This window comes from Nocardia sp. FBN12 (assembly GCF_050320175.1).
In the GTDB taxonomy this organism is placed as follows: Bacteria; Actinomycetota; Actinomycetes; order Mycobacteriales; family Mycobacteriaceae; genus Nocardia.
In genome coordinates this window covers 5,663,120-5,686,743 of record NZ_CP190048.1, presented here as the reverse complement: position 1 = coordinate 5,686,743, position 23,624 = coordinate 5,663,120, and the positions used below count along the sequence as shown (strand labels likewise).

The following is a 23,624-nucleotide window of genomic DNA, read 5'->3' as shown; positions in this document are numbered from 1 at the left end:
TTCGGGGTGCACGGTGTCGCCGGAAGTCCGGTAGGGCTGCGGTCTTCGGGGTGCACGGTGTCGCCGGAAGTCCGGTAGGGCTGCGGTCTTCGGGGTGCACGGTGTCGCCGGAAGTCCGGTAGGGCTGCGGTCTTCGGGGTGCACGGTGTCGCCGGAAGTCCGGTAGCGCTGCGGGTCTTCGGGGTGCACGGTGTGGTCGGGAGTCCGGTAGCGCTGCGGGTCTTCGGGGGTGTGGTGGGGAAAAAGGGTGTGAGATGCCGAAAAGGCCGGTAGCGCGATCGCTACCGGCCTTTTCGGGGCTGCTCTGTGCCTACATGGTGTTGATCAGTTGGTGCGGACCGACAAGCCGGGGTTGTCCGACAGGACCACGCTCAGGGGCTGGGCGAAGAGCTGGGGAGTGTCGCCGGTGATGGCGCCGATGATGTTCGGGATCTCGCAGATGGGGAAGTCCGCGACCGAGGAGGCGCTGGAGATGCCGAGGGCGAGGCGGCCGGTGACGATGGCGCCGCCGGAGTCGCCGGGGAGGGCGCAGATGTTGGCCGAGAAGCTCTGGGTGAGCTGGCGGTCGCCGACCTGGACGGTCTGGTCGACGCCGTTGATCACGCCACAGCTGAAGCCGGTGCGGGCACCGGACTTGCACACGGGAGCGCCGACCACGGGGGTGGCCACGCCGTCGACGGCGATGGGGGCCTGGCCGGGGATGCGGACCAGGTTGTTCTCGAAGCGGGCGCGCGCGTTGTCGTTGACGCGGATGATCGAGTAGTCCTGCTCGCCGAGCACCGACTTCTGGAAGGTGCCGAGCTGGGCGCCCGCCTTGTCGCCGACGATCTCGTAGATGGCGGCGGCGGTGCCGGTGCCGGCCGACTCGATCTCGGGGTTGCAGTGGCCCGCCGAGATATTGACGACGTTGCCCGAGCGGTCGGTGCCGTTGAAGCCGAGCGAGCAGCGCAGCGAGCTGCGGCCGATCACCGAGGCGTAGCCGTCGCCGCCTGCCAGCGCGCCGTTGCCGTCACCGGCGACGGGGGTGGCGGCCAGGTCGACTCGCTCGCCTGCCACCGGCGGGGCGGTGACGATGACGCGGGACGGATCGATGAAGCTGGGTAGCGGGAGCCCGGCCTGCTGCACGCGGACCGCGATCGAGTTGTTCACGGTGTCGACGACGACACCACGCACCAGGGCGGAGACCTCCGGCGGTGCGGCGGCGAGCCAGTTCTCGAACGCGGTCTTCTCGCCACGCAGGGTGGACTGGCTCTTGGCGACGTTGCGGACCTCGAAACCGGCCGACTGGGCGGCCGCGCGGGCCTCGTCGACGCCGGGACCCTGCGACAGCGCCACCACGGCGTTGCCCTGGTCGCTCAGCCAGGAACCGGCGAAGACCTGCGGGAACTGGCGCTGCGCGGTGGTGGAGAACGCGGCGACCTGCTGGGCCACATCGGCGCGGCGCAGGTACTCGTCGGGGGAGATCTTCAGATCGCGAGTGACCGCTTCGATGAGCTGAGCGGGCAGATCTGCGGGCGCGGGCTGCGCGTCGGCAACCGCCATCGTGGGGCCGAACAGCAGAAACGCCGCCGAAGCGGCGATCAACGATTTCCGAGCTCTTCTCGAGCTTCGCGCGGACGGGGTACGACCCATACGTGGCAGGAGCATGGTCCGAACTATATGGGCTCGAGCGACTTATGCCTACTCGGACCGGGCAAGAGATTTCGCTCACCCGGTCCGGTCGGTGGTTTGTCCCCGCTCAGCCCGCGTTGGTCTTGGTGCGCACCATGATTCCGGTGCCGACACCGCCGTCGGAGGAGGCCTCGATGTCGGCCAGGATCGCCCGGATCGGGATGCCGAGGGACGCGGTGCCGCCGTACGGGGCCAGCTGCGTGTTGGCCTCGGTGCAGTTGGGCGCGGCCGAGGCATTCGAGCCGCTGGTGATGCCGAGGGCGAGCGTGCCGGAGACGATCGCGCCGCCGCTGTCGCCGCCGAGCGTGCAGGCGGTGCTGGCGAAGCCGCGGATCGTCTTGCTGACGCCCTCTTCGGTGAACAGCTGGGTCTCCACGTGGTCGGCCGAGACGAAACCACAGGTGAAGGTGGAGGACTGGCCGGTCTTGCAGACCGGCGCGCCGGTGACGGGTTCGGCGGTGCCGGTGAGCGTCAGGGTGGTGCCCTCGGCGCCGCGCACGCGCGGCTGGTTCATGCCCGCGTTCACCGCGCGTTCGTTGAGCTTGATCACCGAGTAGTCGAGCGAGGCGGGTCCGCCGAGGACAGCGCGGGCGAACGAGCCGACCTCAGGACTGTTGGGGATGTCGCGCACGTTCGGCACGTAGACCGAGGCCGGGCCGCCGTTGTCGACATTCGGATTGCAGTGGCCCGCGGAGATATTGAGCGCGTTGCCCGCGGCGTCGGTGCTGTTGAAACCGAACGAGCACACGTCGACGCCGCGCAGGCCCGCGTCGTGCAGGTCCTTGGTCGCGGTGATGTAGGTGTCGCCGCCCATCGGCTTGTACTCCACCGGACCGCCGCCGCCGGGCTGCAGCACCACCTTGATGGTGGCGATCAGGGTCGGCAGGTTGAGCATGTGGCCGGTGGGCGTGTTGGCCACGTTGAGCACCAGCTGGCTGTTGAGCACGTCGATCGCGACCGAGCTGATCGGCGCGGAGATCGCGGGCGGCAAGCTGGCGATCCACTGACTCAGTTGCACCAGCGCGCCTTCCAGTCCACCGGCCGAGATCGGCGCGAGGTGGGTCTGGTAGCCGGCGGCGGTGACGAGTTTGCCCGCCTCGGCATCGGTGGTGGCGACGACGGCCTTGCCCTCGGGAGTGAGCCAGGCACCGGCGAAGGTGTCGGGGTTGGCGGCGCGGAAGTCGGTCGCGTAGTCGCGCAACTGCTGGGCGCGCGCGGCACGATCGAGGTACTCGGCCGGCGACATCCCCAGATCGCGCTCGAGCGCGGTCACCAACGCACCGGGTAACGCATCGGCCGAGAGTTGTAGTGGCGCAGCAGGTTCCGACGACGCGATACCGGATCCGAGCAGGGGTGCGAGAAGAACGGTCGCGGCGAACCCGGCGGAGGCTGCCTTGACCGCGGCGCGACGCGCCACCAACTTGCGCATGAAATCCCTTCGTCGACAACCAGTGACCGAGAACACCGCCGGCGGCGATCATGTCGGTCAGCGCATCACTCTAAGGCACGCTCGCCCAGCTGGCGCGGTTACGGTCGTGCTGCTGGTTTCAGCGTTGACCCGGGATCGTCAGGGGTGCGGGGAGATAGCCCGGCGGGTAGGTACCGAAGGGCGACCGTGGGCGGGTAGTGGTGGTCGGGCTCGGCGTGGTCGGCGGTGCCGTGGTGGTCGGCTCCGGGGTGGTCGTCGGGGGTGCCTCGGTGGTGGGCTCCGGTTCCGGTTCCGGCTCGGTGGTGGTGACCGGCGGGGGTGTGGTCTCCTCGACGACCGGCGGGGGCGGCGGCGCGGGTGCCGGGGTGGTGGTCAGCGTTTCCGGGCGGGCATCGGAAATGGTGGGCGGCGGGACGGTTTCGGGATCGCGGAGCAGGGCCGAGACCGCGATACCGCCGAGCAGCAGGCCGATGAGTGCGGCGCCGGCGATCAGCAGTGGGGTTTTGTTGCGGGCGGGTGCGGGGGGCACCACGGTGGGCTCGGCGCTCGGCGCGACCGGTGCCATCGCCTTGGTCGGCAGGGGCGAGACCGGCATCGCCGCGGAGTACGCCTGCGCGGTCACCACGGGTGTCGGCAGCGCGGGCATCACATCGGTGGCGGACGTCGCGTTCTCGGTGACGATCGGATCGGGCGGAGTCGCGCCCGCCGGCGTCGCCAGCACCGCGACCAGCGCGGCCTCGGCGGCGGCGGTGGCGAACGTCTTGCCCGGATCGGCGCCGTCGGTGGGCTGGGGCAGCTCGTCCTCGCCGAGCAGCGCCACCGACTTCAAGCCCAGATAGTCCAGCGCCTCGCGCACACCGCGCACCACCTCGGTCGACCAACCCGCGGGATGCGTCGCGTAGAACTCGGCCGGACCGCTGAGGTGCTCGGTGGTGAGATCGATCAGGCAGAACATGGCCGTCGCGAGGAGGTCCTCGGCGCGGTATGCCTCGCCGCCGTCGACATCCACGCCGGCCGGATCGCCGATCGCCCGCACGAAACCGGCGATCGAGTGAGCATGCCCGGAGGGCGCGGGTCCGCCGAGAGCGGCGTCGCCCTCGTCGGACATGTGCAGGACAGAAGCACGTTCGATCACCTGAACCGTGCCGTCCTCGGTGACCACCGCGGCGATGCACTCATCATCGGCGATACGCAGGCCGACCCCAGTGGCCATTGGCGACAAACACCCCTCAAACTCGGCGTCGACATCGTCCACGCGAGTCACACCAGCAGTTGGCCGTGTCCCATCGCGCGCAGCATTGACAGTAATTCCGATCGTGAGCGCGCGCCTATTCGACGTCGGATTCGCGCGACGTGATGCTCCACGGTTTTCGCGGAAATGTACAGCCGTGCGCCGATCTCCCGATAGGTCAGACCGAGCAGAACCAGCTCGGCGACTTCGCGCTCGCGATCGCTGAGCGCGCCGGACTCGCCGGTCAGGGGCATGGGACCGGCTGCGGGCGGCTGCGGTTGTGCGCTCGGTCGCAGCGGCTCGACCGGCTGGGATTGGGCGCGCACCGAACGCGCGAGTTTGAGCAGGGCGGTGGCGGTGGTCGAGTCGCTTGCCGCGAGGGCGGCCTCGCTGGCCAGGCGGGCGGCGTCCCAGGTGAGCCCGAGCTCGGCCAGTGCCGAGACCGCGGCCTGCACATCGGCCGCGGCCACTTGCCCACGCAGCACGAGGACCCAGGTGCGCCCGGCGTCGGCCAGCACGGTGGCCTGCCGGTCACCCGCTTCCGCCGCCGTCTTCAGCGCGTGGGCGTGGGGCAGCAGCGCGCGGGGCGACTCGTCGGCCAGCGCGGCCTGCACCGCGTACCAGTGGAAGGAATTGGCCCAGGCGGGTGCGCGGCCCAGTTTGCGGACCAGCGCCATGGCGGCTTCGACGAGCGGTTCGATCCGGCGCGCGTCTCCCAACCGGATGCCGGCCAGCCACAGTTCGCCGATCGGCAACAGGCTCAACAGGTCGGCTTCCAGCTCGTCGAACAGCGGGCAGGCCGCTTGCCACGCGTGCGCCAGGGCGGCGTGATCGCCGCCGCGCCGCGCAAGTCCCACGGTCAGGGCATGGGCGAGGAGTTGATCGCGGGGCGCGAGGGCGGGGATGTCGATCTCGGCGAGGGTGCTCGCGGCGCGGCGTTCGTCGCCGCCGAGCAGCGCGGTCCAGGCAGTCAGCACCGCAAGCTGCCTGCCGCCGCCCATGCCCGCCGCCCGGCGCAGCGCGTCACCGGCGCGGCGGGGCTCGCCGCTGCCGAGGCAGAGCAGCGTGGCGATCGAGACCGCGGAGCAGGGCAGATAGCGATCTTCGCCGGTGTCGGTGTTGCCCGCCTGGATCAGGGCGGAAATCGCCGCGGCCGTGCCGGTTCCGTGCGGGTCGAGCGATTCGTCGAGCGCGCTCGCGATCAGCCGAGCGCCCGCGTCGGCCTCGGTCGGCGGCCAGCGCTGTGCTGATTCGGACATGCGCGCGGCGCCTGCCTGTTCACCGGCCAGGGTGAGGACGATGGCCGCGGGCGCCCAGTCGGCACCGATGCGGTCGGGTCCGAGCCAGTTGTACAGTCCGGCCGCCCGGCTCACCAGTCCGCGGCGGACGAGCACGCTGGCGCAGATGCGCACCGCGGCGACGAGATCGGGGCGCGCGACGTTCTCGGCGGTCAGCAGCGGCTCGGCCAGGCGTAGCGCGGTGTCGGTGTCGCCCGCGTGCGCGGCGGCCTCGGCCCAGCGCAGCGCGATCGACTCCACCGGCGCACCCGCCGCGGCCGCCGCCGCGTAGCAGCGGGTCGCCTCGTCGGACTTCTCGGCTGTGCGACAGAGGAACTCGGCGAGCCGGGCATCGACGACGCCGGACTCGGCCAGGATCAGCGCGGTGCGATCGCGCAGCAGACCGGCGTCGAGGCGGGCGGTGAGCAGCCTGCGCTGCACATCGACATAGCGACGATCGCCGAGCAGCGTCCGCAGCGGACCGACGGCGGGCGCGAGGAGCAGGTCGGCATCGGTGACCAGGGCGCCCGACCTGGCACGGTCGATCAGGTCGTGGGCGGTGGCGGTGTCGACACCGAGCACCTCGGTGAGTTCCGTGGCATCCAATCCGGTTCCGGTCGCCGCGACGACCAGCGTTTCGAGCAACGCGGGATCGACCGCTTCCAGCAGCGTCCGCGTCCAGACGGTGACGGCTTCGTCCACCGCTGCCTCGCAGGTCTGCAGCGAAGCGGCATGGGCGCCCTTCAACGCCGCGACGACCCCGCCGGGGATTCCCGCCGTCAGCTGATGGATACGCGACGCGAGTGGCTGGGACACGGCCACGCCGAGTTCCTTGGCGAACGAGGAGATGTGGGCACTTCCCAGTGCGCGTAGCTCCAGCGTGCGGCCGTTGCGCGCCACCGCGTCGGCCAGCGCGCGCAGCTGGGGATCGTGTGGCCGGGGCTGGGTGGTCAGCACGACGGAGCGTTGCCCGGTTTCGATGGCCTCGCAGAGCGCGCGAAGCTCGGCGTCGCTGTAGCTGTGGACATTGTCGGCGACGAGCACCGCCCGGTCGGGAACCCCGTTCTGGACGTCGTCGGCCGCGGATTCGACGACCGGTATGCCGCGGCGACGCAGGTATGCGCGAACGGCGTCGAGCAGGAACGTTTTTCCGGTCCCGGCCCGGCCGCGGATCAAGACCAGCACGGTCTGCTGGTCGGCGGTGTCGAGATCGCGGAAGACGGTTCGGGCATGCGGGAAGGTGTCGTGGGCGATCTCAGCCACCATTTCCTCCGAGGACCTTGCCGGGCAGTTGCGTACCCGATTCGAGGGTCTCGCCGACCGCGCCGCCCACGTCGTCGAGCAGGCCGCCGGGATCGACCTTGATGGTGGGGACCTGCGGCCGGGTAGGCGCAGGAGCGGGGGCCGGAGCTGGTGCGGGGGCGGGCGCCGGAGCCGGGGCGGGGGCCGGGGACTGCCCGGCGGGCGGCGCCTGCGCGGGTTGCTGCTCAGCGGGGCCCGGCCTGCCCGCGGTCGCCGGTGTTCCGTCGGCGGGTGCTCCCACGGTGGGTGCGCCTGCGGGTGCCGGAGTCCCCGCAGTGGGCGTGCCGCCAGGAGCCCCGGCGTCGGTCGTGCCGACCGGGATCGCACCCGATGGCGCTGTTGTGCCGACCGCGCCCGGCTTGGCCGGGTCGGTGACCACGGAGTTCGTGGCATTCGCTGTTCCGGCCGCGCCGCCCGCGCTGGTCGCCGCGGGGGCGCCGGGGACCGGTGGGGCGACGGTGGTCTCGGCGGGTCCGGTGGGTGAGAATTGGGGGGCGCCACCGAGCGCGAGGGTGCCGGTGGCGAGGGCGGCCATGGTGACGGCCGCCGCCGCGATGATCGCCGAGCGTTTGGCTGTGAACATCTTGGTTCGTACCGGCTCGGACGGTGGCAGCGTGAGTCCTTCGATGGCCGGTGCCACCCCCGCCGGTGCCGGTGCCACCGGCACGATCGGGATGGCCTCGGTGGGCACGCTGATCGCGGCGACGTCGAGGGCGATCTCGGCCGCGCCGCGTGCGGCGCAGGTCGCCGGGTCGGCGCAGGCGATCACCGGCAGGCCGAATTCGGTCGAGATCAGCTCGGCGACCAGGGGAATCGCGCCGCCGCCACCGGTGAGCAGCACCCGGCCGACATCGCCGAGGGTGAGTTCGGCGCGGCGCACCGCGTCCTGGATCAGGCTCATCGAGTCGAGCAGGGCCGGACGAAGCAGATCTTCGAGTTCGCCGCGGGTCAACCGGACCTGTTCGGTGTGGACCGAGGGGTTGAGAATGCCGACCGGAATCGTCGTCGCGGTAATTCTGGAGAGGTCTTCTTTCGCAATTCTGCAGCGGTCTCGCAATGCCGACAATTCTTCTTCGACAACGGGATCGAATGGATCGATATCGTTTCCGTTCAGAACATTTGCCAGCACGTAGCGCATGGTCAGTAGATCGAATTCGGAACCGGCGATCGCGGTGCTGTGCGCCGGGGTGCCGAGCAGGCCGGCCTGCTCGCCGGTGCGCAGGACGGACACGGTCGATCCGCTCGCGCCGAGGTCGTACACGACCAGCGCGCCGTCTTCGAGCTGTCCGTGCTCGATCTCGTATCTGCGCACCGCGGCCAGCGGTTCGGGCACCAGCGTCACTTCGGCCAGGCCCGAGCGCACGAGCGCGGACCTGGCGGCCTCGACCGCGTGCTCCGGCCACCATGCCGGATAGCACGCGACGGTGGTCGGCGCGTCGGTGGATTCGGCGGCGACGCCGGCGAGTTCGGCGATCAGCGCGCAGGTCGCGGCTGCGACCAAATCGGCTGCGTCGTGGGCGGAACCGTCTTCTGCCAGCAGATCCACCGGATCGCCGACCCTGGCCACGTAGTCGTCGACGACAACTCCGCGATGGTGGCGCGTGGTGTCGGCGAAACTCACCGATCCGTCGGCGCCGAACATCAGTGCGCTGCGGTGGGTGAGAACGGTGGCACCGGTCCCGTCGGCTGTCGTGGCCGCGGCGGCCGAATTCACCGCTCCGACAGTGATGCCGAGCGCCAGACGCTCTGTCATTGGACAACCCCGTTCGCAAGACTTCCGGTGGGCCGGTAAACGCTTGTGTGCAGCGAGATCGCCGATGGCAGCGTCCCACTCGATCTGTCGGTTGCTAGGGGGCAGCTGTTACCTGTGCTGGGGCAGGTACGGGGAAATTCCCCTAATCGGTGGTCGGCCCCTAATGGGGCACGTCCGGCGGGACTAGGTATTCGCCCCGTTATCTGTAACGACGGACCCGCCTAGCGTGAAAGACATTCCAACGACAAACAGATCGGGCATCGCCCATGATCTGGAGGAGCTGATCTCGATGACACCGAACGCGATTCTGGAGTTCATCCTCAATCTGCTGCGCGACCCGGACGCCGCGGCCAGTTACTGCGCCAACCCGTGCTTCGCGCTGGCGGAGGCAGGCCTGGTGGTGACCCCGGAGGACATTTCCGCCGTCGCCCCGATGGTGGCGGAATCCGCGCTGGTCAGCGGCGGCTCCCAGCTGCAGGCGATCGTAGCTGCCGGCGCCGCGGCGAGCACGAGCGCGGCCATGGCGGGCACGGCCACCGCCGCCGCCGCTGTCACGGCGGCCGCGGCCGCCGATGCTGAACTCGACCTCGGTCTCGACGTCGGCCTCGGCGCTGTAGCCTCGGTCGTCGCCGACGCCGCCGCCCAGGTCGGCGCCGGTCTCGATGTCGCACTCGACGCCGTGACCGGCGCGAACGTCGACGTGAACGCGGACCTCGGCGCCGATGTGACCGGCGCACTCGGCGCGGGCCTCGGCCTGAACGGCGCGATCGACAGCGCCCTCGACCTCGGTGCGAACCTCGGCGGTGCGTTGAACGGTGCGGTGGGTGTTGGTGGTGATTTGGCTGCTGGTCTCGGCGGTGCGTTGAACGGCGCGGTGGGTGTTGGTGGTGACCTGGCTGCTGGTCTCGGCGGTGCGTTGAACGGTGCGGTCGGTGTTGGTGGTGACTTGGCTGCTGGTGTCGGTGGTGCTGTGAACGGTGCGGTCGGTGTGGGTGGCGATCTGGCTGCTGGTCTTGGTGGTGCTGTGAACGGTGCGGTCGGTGTTGGTGGTGACCTGGCCGGTGGTCTCGGTGCTGCCCTGGGCGGTGCGGTCGACGTGAGTGGCGACCTTGCGGCTGGTCTTGGTGGTGCACTGAATGGCGCGGCCGGTGCCGGCGCGGATCTCGGCGCGGGGCTTCACACCACGGTGGCCGGTGGAATCGGTGCCGGTCTCGACGGTGCCCTGTCGGGTGCGGTCGGCGCGGGGGCGGACCTTGCCGCCGGCCTCGGCGGCAGCTTGGCCGGTACGGTCGGCGCGGGCGCCGGTCTCGGTGAGGCGCTCACCGGCGCGGTCGGCGCGGGTGGCGAACTCGAGACCGGACTGGATGCTGCGGCTGGTGCGGGTGTGGGTCTGGGCGGTGTCCTCACGGGCGCGGCAGGCGCGGGCGCGGATCTTGCCGCTGGTCTCGACAGTGCGGTGGGTGCCGGTCTTGGTGGCGAGGTGACCGGTGCGGCCGGTGCCGGTCTCGGTGGCGCACTGTCCAGTGCGGTCGGCGCGGGCGCTGGTCTCGACGGCGCGTTGGCCGCGGGTGGCGATATCGCCGCCGACTTGGCTGGCGCGGTCGATGTGGCCGCTGGTCTCGGCGGTGGCCTCGATGCCGGTCTGAGCGGTGCGACCACGGCCGCGGGAGGTCTCGGTGCCGGTGTCGGCGGTGGTCTCGGTGCGGTCGCCAACGCGGGCGCGCAGGCAGCCGGTGGTCTCGGCGCCGCAGCCACCGTGGGCGCGCAGGCCGCGGGCGGGCTGGGCGCGGCCGCCACCACGTCGGCGATCACCGGTCTCGACGGTGTGGTCGGCGCGGGCGCGGACCTGGGTACCGGTCTCGAAACCGGGTTGGGTGGCGCAGCGTCGGCGGGTACCGATCTGACCGGCGGCTTCACGGGTGGGGCGGGGACGGGGTTCGGGGTCGACGGATTGCTCACCGGCGGCAGCTCCGGACAGATCACGACCGGATTGGAATCAGCGCTGTCCACCACGTCGGGTATCGGGCTGACCACCGGTCTGCAGGGCGGCCTCGACGCCGCGACGACGGTCGGCACCGACGTGACCGGCTCGCTCACCTCGGGTGCGCAGGCAGGAGTGAACGGCGCCGCCGATCTGGCCGGCGGTGCCAACGCGGGCCTGAACGGCGCCGTTGACGCGGGCGCCGGACTCGCCGGTTCCGTTGCCGGCGGTGCGCAGACCGGGTTGACCGGTGCCATGGAGACCGGCCTGACAGCTTCCGCGACCGGCGGTGCCGAAACCGGAACCGGCCTCGAGACCGGACTCGGCGACACGGGACTGTCGGGTGCGATCACGGGCGGCACGCAGGTGACAGGCGGCTTCGCCTCCGCCGTCGACGGCACAGCGCAGAGCGGCGCCGCCGCGGTCGGCGGCCTCTCGGGCCAGACCACCTCGACCTCGACCACCCAGGTCGACGCTTCCGGCACCGTCGGCGCGACGACCCAGGGCGCGGTCACCACCGCTGCCGACACCTGGTCCGGCGTCGACGTATCGAGCGCATTCGGCTCTGGCCTGCACGGTTCCACCCTCGGTGGTGCCGAGACCTCGCTGTTCGGTGAATCGAGCACCGTCACCGACACCGGCGCCGACGTGCACACCGACGGACTGTTCCACTGAGCGAAACGGGCGAAGGGATGACTGTTCTCGCACCGACCGCGGTGCCGCTGGCGACGGTGTTGTCCGACACCGTCGCGGCGGCCCACGCCGCGGGCCGTGACGACCTGGTCGGACGCCTGGAGAAGGTGGCAGTGCGGGTGCGCGACCCGCGGCACCGGATCGTCGTCACCGGTCAGCTCGGTCAGGGCAAGAGCAGGTTCGTGAACGCACTACTCGGCGTGGATGTATGCCGGGTCGGCGACGACGCGACCACCGTGTTGCCCATGCAGCTGTCCTACGGTGCGCAGCAGCGGGCGTACCTGGTGCTCACCGCGCCGGGCACCGACGAATCACGGGTCGAGATCCCGTTCGACGAGATCGGCGCCGTCGATACCCGCACGCCACTGGCCCAGGGCAGACAGGTCGTGCGGATCGAGGCCGAGCTCCCCAGTCAGCTGCTGGCCGACGGCATCGTCCTGATCGATACCCCTGGCGTCGGCGGACACGGAAGTGCTTGCGCCGCAGGTGTACTCAGCCTCGCCGCGGCCGCCGACGCCGTTCTCGTGCTCTCCGATGCCTCCACCGAGCTCACCGAGCCCGAACTCACCTTCGTCCGGCAGATCCGCGAAATGTGTCCCGCGGTCGCCGTTCTGCTCACCAAGACCGACCTCTACCCGCACTGGCGTCAGGTGCTGGAGGCCGACCGAGCCCATCTCACGCGCGCGGAAACCGATGTCGCCCTGATGCCGGTTTCGGCGCTGCTCCGTGCGCACGCCCTGCGCTTGCAGGACGCGGAACTGGGCCTGGAGTCCGGTTTCGGCGTGCTGTTCGGTTTCCTGCGCGATCGGGTCGTCGCCCGCGATCAGGCGGTCACGCGGCAGGCGGTAGCCCGCGAATTGCATTCGGCGGCAGAGCATCTGGCGTTGGCGCTGGGCAGCGAGCTGGTCGCGCTGCGCGATCCGGCCGGTGGCGCGGCAGCGGTCAACGAGTTGCAGTCGGCGCGCGCGGCCGCCGAGGAGTTGCAGCGGCGCACCGCGAGCTGGCAGCAGACCCTCACCGACGGCATCACCGACCTCGTCGGCGACGTGGACCACGACCTGCGCGATCGGCTGCGCGGCATCGCCCGCACGGGCCAGGAATGGATCGACGAGAACGACCCGAGCAGGCATTGGGGCGCGATCACGGAATGGCTGACCGGCTCCGTCGACACCGCCCTCGGCGACAACCTCCTGCTGACCCACCACCGAGCCGAACTGCTGGCCGAACGGATCGCGGGCCATTTCGCCGAGGTCGGCGCGGTCGATCTGCCGGAGGTGCACGCCGGGATGGACGATGAGAGCGGCCTGGTCAGCTCGGGTTCCTTGGCCGATCTCGAGCCCGATATCGGCTTCACGAGCAAGGTGCTGGTCGGTATGCGCGGTTCCTACGGCGGCGTGCTGATGATCGGCCTTGCCACGACCTTCGCCGGCCTGGCCATGCTGAATCCGATCTCGCTCGGCGCAGGCCTGATCGTCGGCGGCAAGGCCTATCGCGACGACAAGTCCGCCCGCCTGGCGCGCCGCCGCATCGAGGCCAACGGTGAGGTGCGCCGGTTCCTCGACGACGTAGCGTTCCAGGCCGCCAAGGACACCAAGGACCGGCTGCACCGCATCCACCGTGCGCTGCGCGACCACTTCGCCGGGGTGGCCGAGCGCAGTCTGCGTTCGATCGATGCTTCCCTGCGGGCCGCGCAGGAGGCGGCGGCGATGGCCGCGACCCATCGCGCCGAGCGCACCGTCGTGCTGGAACGCCAACTACACGCGGTCGCCGAGCTGCGCCGTTACGCGGAATCGATGCAGGTCGAACTGAGACGGGCCGACGGTACGGTATCTGGGTGACCCACCGTTTCGACACCGCCGCGCCCGGCGGCCGGACCACATCGAGGATCCTGGCCGAAGCGCACGAGCTGATCGGCGCGGCGGCGCGTTCGTTCGGGCGCGACGAGTACGCGCGCATGCTGCTGGCCGAGTGCGAATACCGCTTGCGCGAGCCGCTGCGGGTCGCGCTGGCCGGTTCGATCAAGGCGGGCAAGTCGACGTTGCTGAACGCGCTGGTCGGCCAGGCTGTCGCCCCGACCGACGCCACCGAGTGCACCCGCGTCGTCACCTGGTACCGCGACGCCGCTACCCCCACGGTCACCGCGCACGCGGTCGACGGATCGCGCGCGAATGTGATCGTGCGCCGCGGCAGCGGCGCGCACGGTCTGACCTTCGACCTGAACGGTCTGCGCTGGGATGCCCGCGGTCCCCGCGAGGTGGACCATCTCGAGGTCGGCTGGCCGTCGGCCGCGTTGTCGCAGACCACGATCATCGACACCCCTGGCACGTCATCGCTGTCGCGTGAGGTGTCGCTGCGCACCGCACGACTGCTCACTCCCGCCGAGGTCGAGGACGATTCGCGAGCCGAGCCGCTGTCGGTGTCCGGCGCCGACGCCGTCGTGTACCTGTTGCGCCGCCTCGATGCCGCCGACGTGCGTTTTCTCGAGCAGATCGGTGCGGGCGCCGGTGGTGCGGGCCCGCTCGGCGTGATCGGGGTGGTGTCGCGCGCCGACGAGATCGGCTCCGGTCGCATCGATGCGCTGCATTCGGCCCGCGACGTCGCCGCTCGATTCGCGGATGAGCTGGAACGAACCGGCCTGTGCCAGGCGGTGATTCCGGTGGCCGGCCTGCTCGCCTTCGCCGCGGCGACTCTGCGACAGCCGGAGTTCGCGGCTTTCGAGGCGCTGTCCACGGTGCCCGCGGAGGACCTCGGGATCGCGTTGCTCTCGGCGGACCGATTCGCCCGCGCCGACATCGCGTTGCCGGTCGCCCCGGAGCTGCGTGCGCAGCTGGCGGATCGCTTCGGCCTGTTCGGTATTCGCATGGCCACCATGCTGATTCGGCTCGGTGCCCGCGATTCTTCCGCGCTGGCGGCGGAATTGGCGGCCCGTAGCGGCATCGAGGAACTCCGCTCGGTCTTGGAAGTTCAATTCGGCCAGCGCGCTGAGGAATTGAAGGCCCATTCGGCGCTGAGCACGCTGGACCGGATCCTGGCCGCCTACCCCGGTACCGAAGCCGATCGCCTGCGCCCTCGCGTGCGTGCCCGGCTCGCAGACGTGCACGGTTTCACCGAACTCCGACTGCTCGGCCGCCTGCGCACCGACGAATTACCTTTGCCGCCACCGGTACTCGCCGACCTGCACCGCATTCTCGGCGGTGTCGGCGTGGCGGCGCATCTGCGCCTCGGCCTGCCCGCGGAGTCCGACCCGGATTCCCTGCGCGCCACGGCTTTCGCTGCTGTCCGTACCTGGCGCGGCCGAGCGACCCATCCACTGGCCGACCGAGCGACCGCCACCGCGTGCCGTGCCGCGGCCCGCAGCGCCGAGGGAATTCTGGCCGAACTCCCGCAGCCGCGGACCAGCTAGCCGGTCAGATGAAGTAGGCGGTCCCCGACGAACTTCCGGTCCCGTACCCCAGGCTCTTCGCGAACTCCCGAATCGCGATCAACGCGTGCCCGACCGGCCCAGGATCGCTGCACGACCCACCGACCGACGAGAACGTGCACCCATCATCAGCGATGGCAACGCCGCTGTCGGCCACGGCGCTCCCGGCGGACGCCACCATCCCACCTCCGGCCAGGGCGGCGACCACAGCCACCCCGCCGAGCGCCCGCTGCCACTGAACCTTGCCCCTCGATGCACGCATACCCCGAAACTAGTGCCCGACCGGACTTGTTCGCACCCCTATCGGTGCCCCGAATATTCAGGGCACCCGAGCGCGGAACGGCTGATCACTCGGCCAGTGTCGGCACAACCTCCTCCGCGAGGTACTGCTCGATTCCGCGCCCAGCCCGCTCCGCCTGGATCACGGTGGCGCCGTGCTCCTGGGCAGCAGCCGTCAACACCTTCCTGGACTCGGCCTCGACCCCGCCTCCGATCACCAGCAGACGAACCCGCTCGCGCCCGAGCACCGCCAGCGCCTCCTCGTCGGCAGTCGACCCGAGGACACGAAATCCGAGCCCACCGACATAGGCGAGCGCGGCATCGACAACCTCGCGACCACGACCGACGGCAAGCAAATCAACTGTGTACATGCGTTTCCTTCCAGAGTGCAGGGGCGCGCGGTAGCCCTTGTGTCCCTACCTGTTTCATACTGTGACGCTTTCCCGCTCATCATCGAGCACGCGCTGTTCCAGCTTCGCGTCTTTCGGAAGAGCGAGGAATCCGCGGTAGGTCTCCGGACCGTCACGATCGCGCATCGGGGGCTGCAGTTGAGCGCACCCATGGCAAGAATGGCTCCGGGGTCGGGAAATTTTTTCGGTGGCGGGAATGAATCGCCGCAGCTGCTGGTTGTGCAGATCAACAACATGAGCGGACCAGACTCAACTTCGGGTTGACTCACGGTGGATCTCGCAGGCAAGATTGAGCCCACTGCGCTCAGCGTTGCAATAACCGAACGTCAAACAGGAGGAAACCACTATGGCTCGTGCGGTCGGAATCGACCTCGGGACCACGAACTCCGTCGTCGCCGTGCTCGAAGGCGGCGAGCCGGTCGTCGTCGCGAACTCGGAAGGCTCGCGCACCACCCCCTCGATCGTCGCCTTCGCGAAGAACGGCGAGGTTCTCGTCGGTCAGCCCGCGAAGAACCAGGCGGTCACCAACGTCGACCGCACCATCCGCTCGGTCAAGCGCCACATCGGCACCGACTGGAACGTCGAGATCGACGACAAGAAGTACACGCCGCAGGAGATCTCCGCGCGCACGCTGATGAAGCTGAAGCGCGATGCCGAGGCCTACCTGGGCGAAGAGATCACCGACGCCGTGATCACCGTCCCGGCCTACTTCGAAGACGCCCAGCGTCAGGCCACCAAGGAAGCCGGCCAGATCGCCGGTCTCAACGTGCTGCGCATCGTCAACGAGCCCACCGCGGCCGCGCTCGCGTACGGCCTGGACAAGGGCGACAAAGAGCAGACCATCCTGGTCTTCGACCTCGGTGGCGGCACCTTCGACGTCTCGCTGCTGGAAATCGGCGAGGGCGTCGTCGAGGTCCGCGCGACCTCCGGTGACAACCACCTCGGTGGCGACGACTGGGACGAGCGCGTCGTGTCCTGGCTGGTCGACAAGTTCAAGGCGTCCTCTGGCATCGACCTGACCAAGGACAAGATGGCCATGCAGCGTCTGCGTGAGGCTGCCGAGAAGGCCAAGATCGAACTGTCCTCGGGCCAGTCCACCTCGATCAACCTGCCCTACATCACCGTCGACGCGGACAAGAACCCGCTGTTCCTCGACGAGCAGCTCACCCGCTCGGAGTTCCAGAAGATCACCTCTGATCTGCTGGATCGCACCCGCGCGCCGTTCCAGTCCGTGATCAAGGACTCGGGCCTGAACGTGGCCGATATCGACCACGTCGTGCTCGTCGGTGGCTCCACCCGGATGCCCGCCGTGTCCGACCTGGTCAAGGAACTGACCGGCGGCCGTGAGCCCAACAAGGGCGTGAACCCGGACGAGGTCGTCGCCGTCGGCGCCGCGCTGCAGGCCGGCGTGCTCAAGGGCGAGGTCAAGGACGTCCTGCTGCTCGATGTCACCCCGCTGTCGCTGGGCATCGAGACCAAGGGCGGCGTGATGACCAAGCTCATCGAGCGCAACACCACCATCCCCACCAAGCGCTCGGAAACCTTCACCACCGCTGACGACAACCAGCCTTCGGTACAGATCCAGGTGTTCCAGGGTGAGCGCGAGATCGCCTCGCACAACAAGCTGCTCGGCTCCTTCGAGCTCACCGGCCTGCCGCCCGCCCCGCGTGGCGTGCCGCAGATCGAGGTCACCTTCGACATCGACGCCAACGGCATCGTGCACGTCACCGCGAAGGACAAGGGCACCGGCAAGGAAAACAAGATCAAGATCCAGGACGGCTCCGGTCTGTCCAAGGAGGAGATCGACCGCATGGTCGCCGACGCCGAGGCGCATGCCGCCGACGACAAGGCGCGCCGTGAGGAGGCCGAGACCCGCAACCAGGCCGAGTCGCTGGTGCACCAGACCGAGAAGTTCATCAACGAGCAGAAGTCCAGCGAGGGTGGCGCACAGGTCTCCGCCGAGCAGCTGGCGAAGGTGGAAACCGCGGTCGCCGAGGCCAAGTCGGCCCTGGAAGGCACCGACATCTCCGCGGTGAAGTCGGCCGTGGAGAAGCTGGCCACCGAGTCGCAGGCCCTCGGCCAGGCGATCTACGAGGCCAGCGCCGCCGCCGACGCGCAGTCCGGCAACGGCTCGGGCCCCACCCAGGCCGATGACGATCAGGTCGTCGACGCGGAGGTCGTGGACGAGCCGGTCGACACGGACAAGAAGTGACCGAGGCGAACTCCTCGGAGCAGGAGTTGGTCGAGGAAATCCTGGACGACACTGCGGACGAGAACGCGGAGGCCGCCCCGGCGGACTCCGCCCTCGACGCCGAAGTTGTCGAGCCGGAGCACGACGAGCTGGCCGAGCGCACGGCCGACCTGCAGCGGTTGACCGCGGAATACGCGAACTACCGCCGCCGCGTCGAGCGTGACCGGCAGGCCAACATCGACGCCGCCAAGGCCTCGGTGGTCACCGAATTGCTCGCGGTGCTGGACGATCTGGATCGGGCGAGGGCGCACGGCGACCTCGAGACCGGCCCGCTGAAGTCCGTCGCCGACAAGCTCGAGACCGCGCTCACCAAGCAGGGTCTCGTCGAATTCGGTGCCACCGGTGACCCGTTCGACCCCACGCTGCACGAGGCAGTGCAGCACGAGGGCTCGGGCGCCGACCCGGTGATCGGCATCGTCATGCGCAAGGGCTATAGGTTCGGCGACCGGGTGCTTCGGCACGCGTTGGTCGGGGTAACCGACGCGGAGGCATCGGACGCGGATGCCGACGCGAACGAGAAATAAGAAAGGAGGAGATGCCCGGTGAGCCAACGGGAGTGGATCGAAAAGGACTTCTACAAGGAGCTGGGTGTCTCCTCCGGCGCCTCGCAGGACGAGATCAAGAAGGCCTACCGCAAGCTCGCCCGCGACCTGCACCCGGACTCCAACCCGGGTGACACCAAGGCCGAGGAGCGGTTCAAGGCCGTCAGCGAGGCCAACGCCGTGCTGTCGGATCCGGCCAAGCGCAAGGAGTACGACGACACCCGCCGCATGTTCGCCGGCGGTGGCGGTGGCGGCCGGGCCTACGGTGGCGGTGGATTCAATCCCGGTGCGGGTGGCGGCTTTTCGCAGGACTTCAACATCGGTGACATCTTCGGTCAGGCCGGTGGCGCAGGCGCTCCCGGCGACGGCGGGCTCGGCGATCTGCTTGGCGGGCTGTTCAACCGGGGTGGCGGCGGTGGCCGGGCGGCGGCTCGTCCGCGGCGCGGCTCCGATGTGGAGACCGAGACGACCCTGGGTTTCCGCGAGGCCGCCCAGGGCGTCACCGTTCCGCTGCGGATGACGAGTCCGTCGCCGTGCACCACCTGTCACGGCAGCGGTGCCAAGCCGGGCACCAGCCCGCGCGTGTGCCCGCACTGCAACGGTGCGGGCGTGGTCAGCCGTAATCAGGGCGCGTTCGGTTTCAGCGAGCCCTGTGACGACTGCCGCGGCACCGGGTCGATCATCGACGACCCGTGCACCGACTGCTCGGGCAGCGGCATCCAGAACCGCACCCGCACCATCACCGTCCGGATCCCACCGGGCGTCAGCGATGGTCAGAAGATCCGCTTGGCCGGTCAGGGCGAGGCGGGTCTGCGCGGTGCGCCTTCGGGCGATCTGTATGTCACCGTGCACGTCAGCCAGGACAAGGTCTTCGGCCGTCAAGGCGACGACCTCACCCTGGTGCTCCCGGTGAGCTACAGCGAACTGGTGCTGGGGACAACAGTTTCCGTGCCGACGCTGGACGGCCGGGTCGGCGTGAAGGTGCCTCCGGGCACCGCCGACGGGCGTATCCTGCGGGTGCGGGGTCGTGGTGTTCCCAAGCGCGGCGCCGCGGGCGGCGCCGGTGACCTGCTGGTCACGGTGAAGGTCGCGGTACCGCAATCGCTCGACTCCGACGCCACCGATGCGCTCAAGCGCTATCAGGAGGCGGAGAAGACCAGTGGGTTCGAACCGCGGGCAGGATGGGCGGGTGCTTGATGATGTCCGATGATCCGAAGTCTGTTTCGGGTGCCGCCTCGCGCGCCGAGTTCTTCATGATCTCGGTGGCGGCTCAACTGGCGGGGATGCACGCGCAAACGCTGCGTACCTACGACCGGCTGGGTTTGGTCACCCCGCAACGGACCTCGGGTGGCGGACGCCGTTATTCGGCCCGCGATGTCGAGGTGCTGCGCGAGGTGCAGCGCCTGTCGCAGGACGAGGGCGTCAATCTCGCCGGCATCAAGCGCATCATCGAACTCACCAACCAGGTGGAGGCGTTGCAGCAGCGCGTCGAGGAGATGAGTGCGGAGATGGAGCGGTTGCGGGCGGGCTATCGGCCCGATCTGTCGCCGCCCGCACGCAGTACCGCGCTCGTGGTGTGGCAGCCACGGCATCGGCGCTGAGCGTTTTCGTTCGACGAGCCCCCGGTTCGAAATCCGCTGCGGTGGATGACGAGCCGGGGGTTCGGTCGTTCCGGTCAACCCCGGGCGACCCGCCAGTCACTCTCCAGCAACTCACTTATTCGTGATCTTGGTGACCACAAGTAGCGTTGCGATGCGCTGAGGTGCGGATTCATCACTGTGGACGTCCAAAAGTTTGCTGTCTGGATGCTGAATTCGGATCAATCGGAAGACATTTCGCCATTGCTGACCAGCCACTCCGGTGTAGCCACCCCGCGTGTCATGGCCCGGCGCGTCGGATGGCCGCGTGGTGCCGACGTAGCGGAAGGGTCGCTCTACCAGGGCCATTGGTCACCAATTGCCTGATATGCGGGGTACTTTGACGATTCGTGGGCGGCCGTTCACCCCTGGTTAACGGTCCTGAGGTATGTTTTCAAGGGAAATTACTAGGAACCGCCTGGTATTTCTAGAATTACATGCGTGATGTTTAAGAGTACGATTCCTAAGCTGGCAAACCTCGCCTAGACTTCTCGCATCGGCTGCTGACGAGTGTCCTCCCAGCCCGTCACTCGCCGGCGCGGCTAGCGTTCGATGGCGAAACGAGGTAGTGACACATATGGATTCGCGGACTGTCGCTTTGATCCGTACTACGTTCAAGGCGGTTGCTGCGGAAGAAGGTGGATCAGAGAAGCTGTCGAGGGCGTTCTACTCGATCCTCTTCACGGACTATCCCGGTGTCCGCGACTACTTCCCGGCTGCCATGGATGCCCAGCGCGACCGACTGGTCCAGGCGATCTCGTACGCCCTCGACCGCCTCGAAGAGCCCGACAAGCTGCTGCCGTTCCTGGCGCAGCTCGGGCGCGACCATCGCAAGTACGGGGTACAACCGGCCCACTATGTGGCCGTGGCCAATTCGCTGAAGACGGCGCTGCGCGAGTTCGCGGGCACCGAGATGTGGACCGACGAGGTAGCCAACGCCTGGGACGAGGGCCTGGCCACCATCAGCGGCGCGATGATCAGCGCCGCCGACAAGGAGACCACACCCGCCGCCTGGACCGGCACCGTCGTCGAACACCGCGAGGTGCTGCGCAACCTGTCTGTCGTGCGCGTGCAGCTCGATCAGCCGATGCAGTACGCCGCGGGCCAGTACATCAGCGTCGAGATCCCGTCGCGCCCCCGGATGTGGCGCTATCTCTCGCCCGCGAACCCGTCCAATCCCCAGGGCGAGATCGAGTTCCACGTGCGCGGCGTGCTCGGCGGCTGGGTGAGCCCCGCCATGGTCGCGCACACCGCGGTCGGCGACCAGTGGCGACTCGGTTCCCCCCTCGGCGGCCTCGGCGTGCCACGCAACACCAAGCGCAAGATGCTGATGGTCGGCTGCGGCACCGGCATCGCCCCCCTGCGCGCCCAGATCATGGCGATGGCCCAGCGCCGCGTCAACCCGAAGGTCCACCTCTTCGTCGGCGGCCACCACCCCTGCGACCTCTACGACCTGCAGGTCCTGAGCCACCTCGCCATCGCCAACAAATGGCTCACCGTCACCCCCGTCACCGAAAGCGACGAAAACCCCTGGTGGTACTACGATTCCGGGGAACCCCACGCCGACCTGCCAGGCCTCGAGCCCCGCATGACCGGCCAAATCGGCAAGGTAGTAGCCAGCTACGGCCCCTGGTCGGACCGCGACGTCCAAATCGTAGGCTCCCCCTCCATGGTCCAAACCACCAAGTTCCGCCTCATGGCCGCAGGCACCCAAGCCCAGTCGATCCGCCACGACCCCTTGTTCTGAGAGTCAGCCGACCAGTCGAGCATCGACTCCAGGGGACTCGCCGGACTTGTGCGGTGCGCGGTCTCAGGCGCCTTCGGAGATGATGTTCGTCGGGGGAGTTCCTGATTCGATCAGGCGGTCGACGGTGGTGCGGACCATCGCCGGGGAACCGCAGACCAGGACTTGGTGTTTGGTGAAAGGGCCGTGCGCGGCGGCCACGTCGGCCAGGGTGCCGTGCAGCATTTCCTCGAGGCCGAAGCCCACGTCCGAACGGGTCTGCTCGAACCATTCATCGCGCACCGCGGGATCTTCCGGACTCTCGACCACCGGAATGACCGAGAGCCAAGGCAATTCGCCCGCCAGCAGGAACAGCATGTCGTTGGCGTAGAGGTCGCGCGGCGAGCGCCCACCGAAGAACAGGTAGGTGCGTGGCGGGGTATCGCGGCGGGCCAGGTCAAGGATCTGGGCGCGCATCGGCGCCAGTCCGGTACCGCCGGCGATCATCACCAACTCGACGGCATCCGGATCCACCGCGAAAACCCCATGGGGAGCATTGATTCGCCACTGATCACCGGGTTTGGTGTCGGTGACGATAGAACTCGAACACCACCCACCGGGCACCGTCCGCACATGGAACTCGAGTTTTCCGTCCAGCGAGGGCGGCAGCGCGGGGGAGAACCGCCGCCGCACCCCGGGATGCTGCGGCACTTCCACTTCCACCGAACCCCCGGCCTCGAACGGCACGAAGTCCCCGATCAGCCGGATCACGGCGAGATCGTGGCGCAAACGGTGATGGCCGACCACGGTCGCCGTCCATGCGGGATCAGGAAACGCGTTGCTCATCAGCCTCTTTCGCGAAGTGTCAGACAGGATCGGCAGCGATGATCTCGCTCGGTGTACCGGCTCGCAGAAGCGCGTAACGGGTATTGGCGATCATCGACGGCGATCCCGCGATCTGGATCTGCCGGTCCGACCACGCCCCGAAGCTGGTCACCACCGCTCCCAGGTTACCGACCAATCGCCGCGGCATGCCCATCGGCGTCTCGCCCGAATCCTGTGGGTACCACCAGGGATTGGTGTGTTCCTCGCTCACCGGCACCACGGTCAGCCAGGGATTGGACTGCGAGAGCTGCCACATGTTGTCCACGTCGTAGAGGTCGCCCGGATACCGCCCACCGGTGAAGAAGTGCACGCGCGGATTGATCCCCCGCTGACTCATCTCGATCAGCTGCGCCCGCAACGGCGCGATCCCCGTGCCGGAGCCGATCATCAGCACATCGCGCCCCGACTCCCGATCCACCTGCAAACCACCCAGCGGCCCGGCGATCTTCCATCGATCGCCGACCTTGGTGTCGTTGACGATCGCCGGACTCACCCAGCCACCGCTGATCCGCCGCACATGGAATTCGATCTCGCCATAGGGGTTCGCGGGGATGGCGGGGGAGAAGTAGCGCCACATGTTCGGCCGCTGCGGCACCATGACCGGCACATACTGCCCGGCCTTGAACGGAATCGGCCCGTCGGCCTGCAGCCGCACGATCGCGAGATCCTCGAGCACCCGCCGATGACCCACCACGGTCGCGTCCCAGTACGGCTGCGAGGTGTCCTCGTTCGCGCCGATCGCCATCGACGCCGAGATCAGCAGCGTGATGTCGCGCCAGCCCTCGTCGAGTTCCCTGGTCCAGCGGTTGCCGTGGTAGGTGCGCAGCGCCGCGAGCAGCGCGCGTCCGGCCAGGTCGTAGTGGTCGGCTTCGACCCCATATTTGCGATGGTCGCGGGCCAGTTGCTCGAGGAAGCGTTGCGCCCGCTCGAAGTCCTCGAGATGCTCGAGCACGAACTGCACCGCCGTCGTGATCCGCTTGGCCTGCATGTCCATGGCAGGCGGAAACAGCTCACGCAACCTCGGGTCCTGTGCGAACAGGTGACCGTAGAAAGCGCTGATCAGCCGCTCGGGACCACCAGGTGTCTCCGACACCCCGCGGAAATCGGCGCGGACCAGCGCAAGCGAACGCGCATCCACG

Annotated in this window: 17 protein-coding genes; 8 read left to right on the top strand and 9 right to left on the bottom strand. The window is 69.1% G+C overall.

The genetic code is table 11. The features are described 5' to 3' along the window. Positions 1-324 precede the first annotated feature (324 nt). From ACQHI0_RS26850 to ACQHI0_RS26830, 5 genes are all read right to left on the bottom strand, one after another. Positions 325-1,584 (bottom strand): S1 family peptidase, encoded by a 1,260-nt coding sequence (locus tag ACQHI0_RS26850; RefSeq protein ID WP_427904565.1) that lies wholly within the window; start codon positions 1,582-1,584, stop codon positions 325-327. Positions 1,585-1,738: 154 nt separating this feature from the next. After that, positions 1,739-3,100 carry a S1 family peptidase gene (locus tag ACQHI0_RS26845; protein WP_427904564.1) on the bottom strand — a complete coding sequence of 454 codons (1,362 nt, stop codon included), beginning with the start codon at positions 3,098-3,100 and terminating at the stop codon, positions 1,739-1,741. Between the two features lie 118 nt (positions 3,101-3,218). Continuing rightward, entirely contained in the window at positions 3,219-4,313 is a 1,095-nt protein-coding gene (locus tag ACQHI0_RS26840; protein ID WP_427904563.1) for a hypothetical protein, read from the bottom strand. A 47-nt stretch (positions 4,314-4,360) separates the two neighbouring features. After that, on the bottom strand, positions 4,361-6,874 hold the full coding sequence (locus ACQHI0_RS26835; protein WP_427904562.1) for a LuxR C-terminal-related transcriptional regulator: 2,514 nt from the start codon (positions 6,872-6,874) through the stop codon (positions 4,361-4,363). Continuing rightward, positions 6,864-8,663 carry an Hsp70 family protein gene (locus ACQHI0_RS26830; protein WP_427904561.1) on the bottom strand — a complete coding sequence of 600 codons (1,800 nt, stop codon included), beginning with the start codon at positions 8,661-8,663 and terminating at the stop codon, positions 6,864-6,866. The genes ACQHI0_RS26835 and ACQHI0_RS26830 overlap by 11 nt, the downstream gene beginning before the upstream one ends. A gap of 289 nt (positions 8,664-8,952) precedes the next feature. Between ACQHI0_RS26830 and ACQHI0_RS26825 the strand changes: the two genes are divergently transcribed. The 3 genes from ACQHI0_RS26825 to ACQHI0_RS26815 are packed head-to-tail and all read left to right on the top strand — an operon-like array spanning position 8,953 to position 14,740. Then, positions 8,953-11,319, top strand: a complete 2,367-nt coding sequence (locus ACQHI0_RS26825; protein ID WP_427904560.1) for an IniB N-terminal domain-containing protein — start codon at positions 8,953-8,955, stop codon at positions 11,317-11,319. Between the two features lie 17 nt (positions 11,320-11,336). After that, positions 11,337-13,175, top strand: coding sequence for a dynamin family protein (locus ACQHI0_RS26820; RefSeq protein WP_427904559.1), 1,839 nt, complete (start codon positions 11,337-11,339; stop codon positions 13,173-13,175). Beyond that, complete coding sequence (locus ACQHI0_RS26815) at positions 13,172-14,740, top strand: dynamin family protein (RefSeq protein WP_427904558.1); 1,569 nt, start codon at positions 13,172-13,174, stop codon at positions 14,738-14,740. The genes ACQHI0_RS26820 and ACQHI0_RS26815 overlap by 4 nt, the downstream gene beginning before the upstream one ends. A gap of 4 nt (positions 14,741-14,744) precedes the next feature. Here the strand turns inward: ACQHI0_RS26815 and ACQHI0_RS26810 are convergent, their stop codons facing one another. Together ACQHI0_RS26810 and ACQHI0_RS26805 are read right to left on the bottom strand one after the other, a co-directional pair. Beyond that, positions 14,745-15,020 carry a hypothetical protein gene (locus tag ACQHI0_RS26810; protein WP_427904557.1) on the bottom strand — a complete coding sequence of 92 codons (276 nt, stop codon included), beginning with the start codon at positions 15,018-15,020 and terminating at the stop codon, positions 14,745-14,747. An 85-nt stretch (positions 15,021-15,105) separates the two neighbouring features. Then, entirely contained in the window at positions 15,106-15,408 is a 303-nt protein-coding gene (locus ACQHI0_RS26805; protein WP_427904556.1) for a hypothetical protein, read from the bottom strand. Positions 15,409-15,793: 385 nt separating this feature from the next. Between ACQHI0_RS26805 and dnaK the strand changes: the two genes are divergently transcribed. The 5 genes from dnaK (at position 15,794) to ACQHI0_RS26780 (ending at position 21,624) form a co-directional block, all read left to right on the top strand. Further along, entirely contained in the window at positions 15,794-17,659 is a 1,866-nt protein-coding gene (dnaK, locus tag ACQHI0_RS26800) for a molecular chaperone DnaK (protein ID WP_427904555.1), read from the top strand. Beyond that, the gene (gene grpE / locus ACQHI0_RS26795; protein ID WP_427904554.1) at positions 17,656-18,222 is read left to right on the top strand and encodes a nucleotide exchange factor GrpE; all 567 of its coding nucleotides are present in this window, start codon (positions 17,656-17,658) and stop codon (positions 18,220-18,222) included. Before dnaK ends, grpE begins: the two co-directional genes overlap by 4 nt. Before the next feature lie 18 nt (positions 18,223-18,240). Beyond that, positions 18,241-19,437 carry a molecular chaperone DnaJ gene (gene dnaJ, locus ACQHI0_RS26790; protein ID WP_427904553.1) on the top strand — a complete coding sequence of 399 codons (1,197 nt, stop codon included), beginning with the start codon at positions 18,241-18,243 and terminating at the stop codon, positions 19,435-19,437. 2 nt (positions 19,438-19,439) lie between these two features. After that, positions 19,440-19,841 (top strand): heat shock protein transcriptional repressor HspR, encoded by a 402-nt coding sequence (locus tag ACQHI0_RS26785; protein WP_427904552.1) that lies wholly within the window; start codon positions 19,440-19,442, stop codon positions 19,839-19,841. A 613-nt stretch (positions 19,842-20,454) separates the two neighbouring features. Then, complete coding sequence (locus ACQHI0_RS26780; RefSeq protein WP_427904551.1) at positions 20,455-21,624, top strand: globin domain-containing protein; 1,170 nt, start codon at positions 20,455-20,457, stop codon at positions 21,622-21,624. 63 nt (positions 21,625-21,687) lie between these two features. On the opposite strand, the gene ACQHI0_RS26775 is transcribed toward ACQHI0_RS26780, so the two are convergent. Together ACQHI0_RS26775 and ACQHI0_RS26770 are read right to left on the bottom strand one after the other, a co-directional pair. Then, positions 21,688-22,446 (bottom strand): FAD-binding oxidoreductase, encoded by a 759-nt coding sequence (locus tag ACQHI0_RS26775; protein ID WP_427904550.1) that lies wholly within the window; start codon positions 22,444-22,446, stop codon positions 21,688-21,690. A 19-nt stretch (positions 22,447-22,465) separates the two neighbouring features. Beyond that, positions 22,466-23,623 (bottom strand): FAD-binding oxidoreductase, encoded by a 1,158-nt coding sequence (locus tag ACQHI0_RS26770; protein ID WP_427909309.1) that lies wholly within the window; start codon positions 23,621-23,623, stop codon positions 22,466-22,468. Between the last annotated feature and the right edge of the window lies 1 nt (position 23,624).

Coding starts and splice junctions, on each gene's coding strand:
- ACQHI0_RS26845 (WP_427904564.1), bottom strand. CDS start 3,100: ATGCGCAAGTTGGTGGCGCGTCGCGCCGCGGTCAAGGCAGCCTCCGCC.
- ACQHI0_RS26840 (WP_427904563.1), bottom strand. CDS start 4,313: ATGGCCACTGGGGTCGGCCTGCGTATCGCCGATGATGAGTGCATCGCC.
- ACQHI0_RS26835 (WP_427904562.1), bottom strand. CDS start 6,874: ATGGTGGCTGAGATCGCCCACGACACCTTCCCGCATGCCCGAACCGTC.
- ACQHI0_RS26830 (WP_427904561.1), bottom strand. CDS start 8,663: ATGACAGAGCGTCTGGCGCTCGGCATCACTGTCGGAGCGGTGAATTCG.
- ACQHI0_RS26825 (WP_427904560.1), top strand. CDS start 8,953: ATGACACCGAACGCGATTCTGGAGTTCATCCTCAATCTGCTGCGCGAC.
- ACQHI0_RS26820 (WP_427904559.1), top strand. CDS start 11,337: ATGACTGTTCTCGCACCGACCGCGGTGCCGCTGGCGACGGTGTTGTCC.
- ACQHI0_RS26810 (WP_427904557.1), bottom strand. CDS start 15,020: ATGCGTGCATCGAGGGGCAAGGTTCAGTGGCAGCGGGCGCTCGGCGGG.
- ACQHI0_RS26805 (WP_427904556.1), bottom strand. CDS start 15,408: ATGTACACAGTTGATTTGCTTGCCGTCGGTCGTGGTCGCGAGGTTGTC.
- dnaK (WP_427904555.1), top strand. CDS start 15,794: ATGGCTCGTGCGGTCGGAATCGACCTCGGGACCACGAACTCCGTCGTC.
- ACQHI0_RS26785 (WP_427904552.1), top strand. CDS start 19,440: ATGTCCGATGATCCGAAGTCTGTTTCGGGTGCCGCCTCGCGCGCCGAG.
- ACQHI0_RS26780 (WP_427904551.1), top strand. CDS start 20,455: ATGGATTCGCGGACTGTCGCTTTGATCCGTACTACGTTCAAGGCGGTT.
- ACQHI0_RS26775 (WP_427904550.1), bottom strand. CDS start 22,446: ATGAGCAACGCGTTTCCTGATCCCGCATGGACGGCGACCGTGGTCGGC.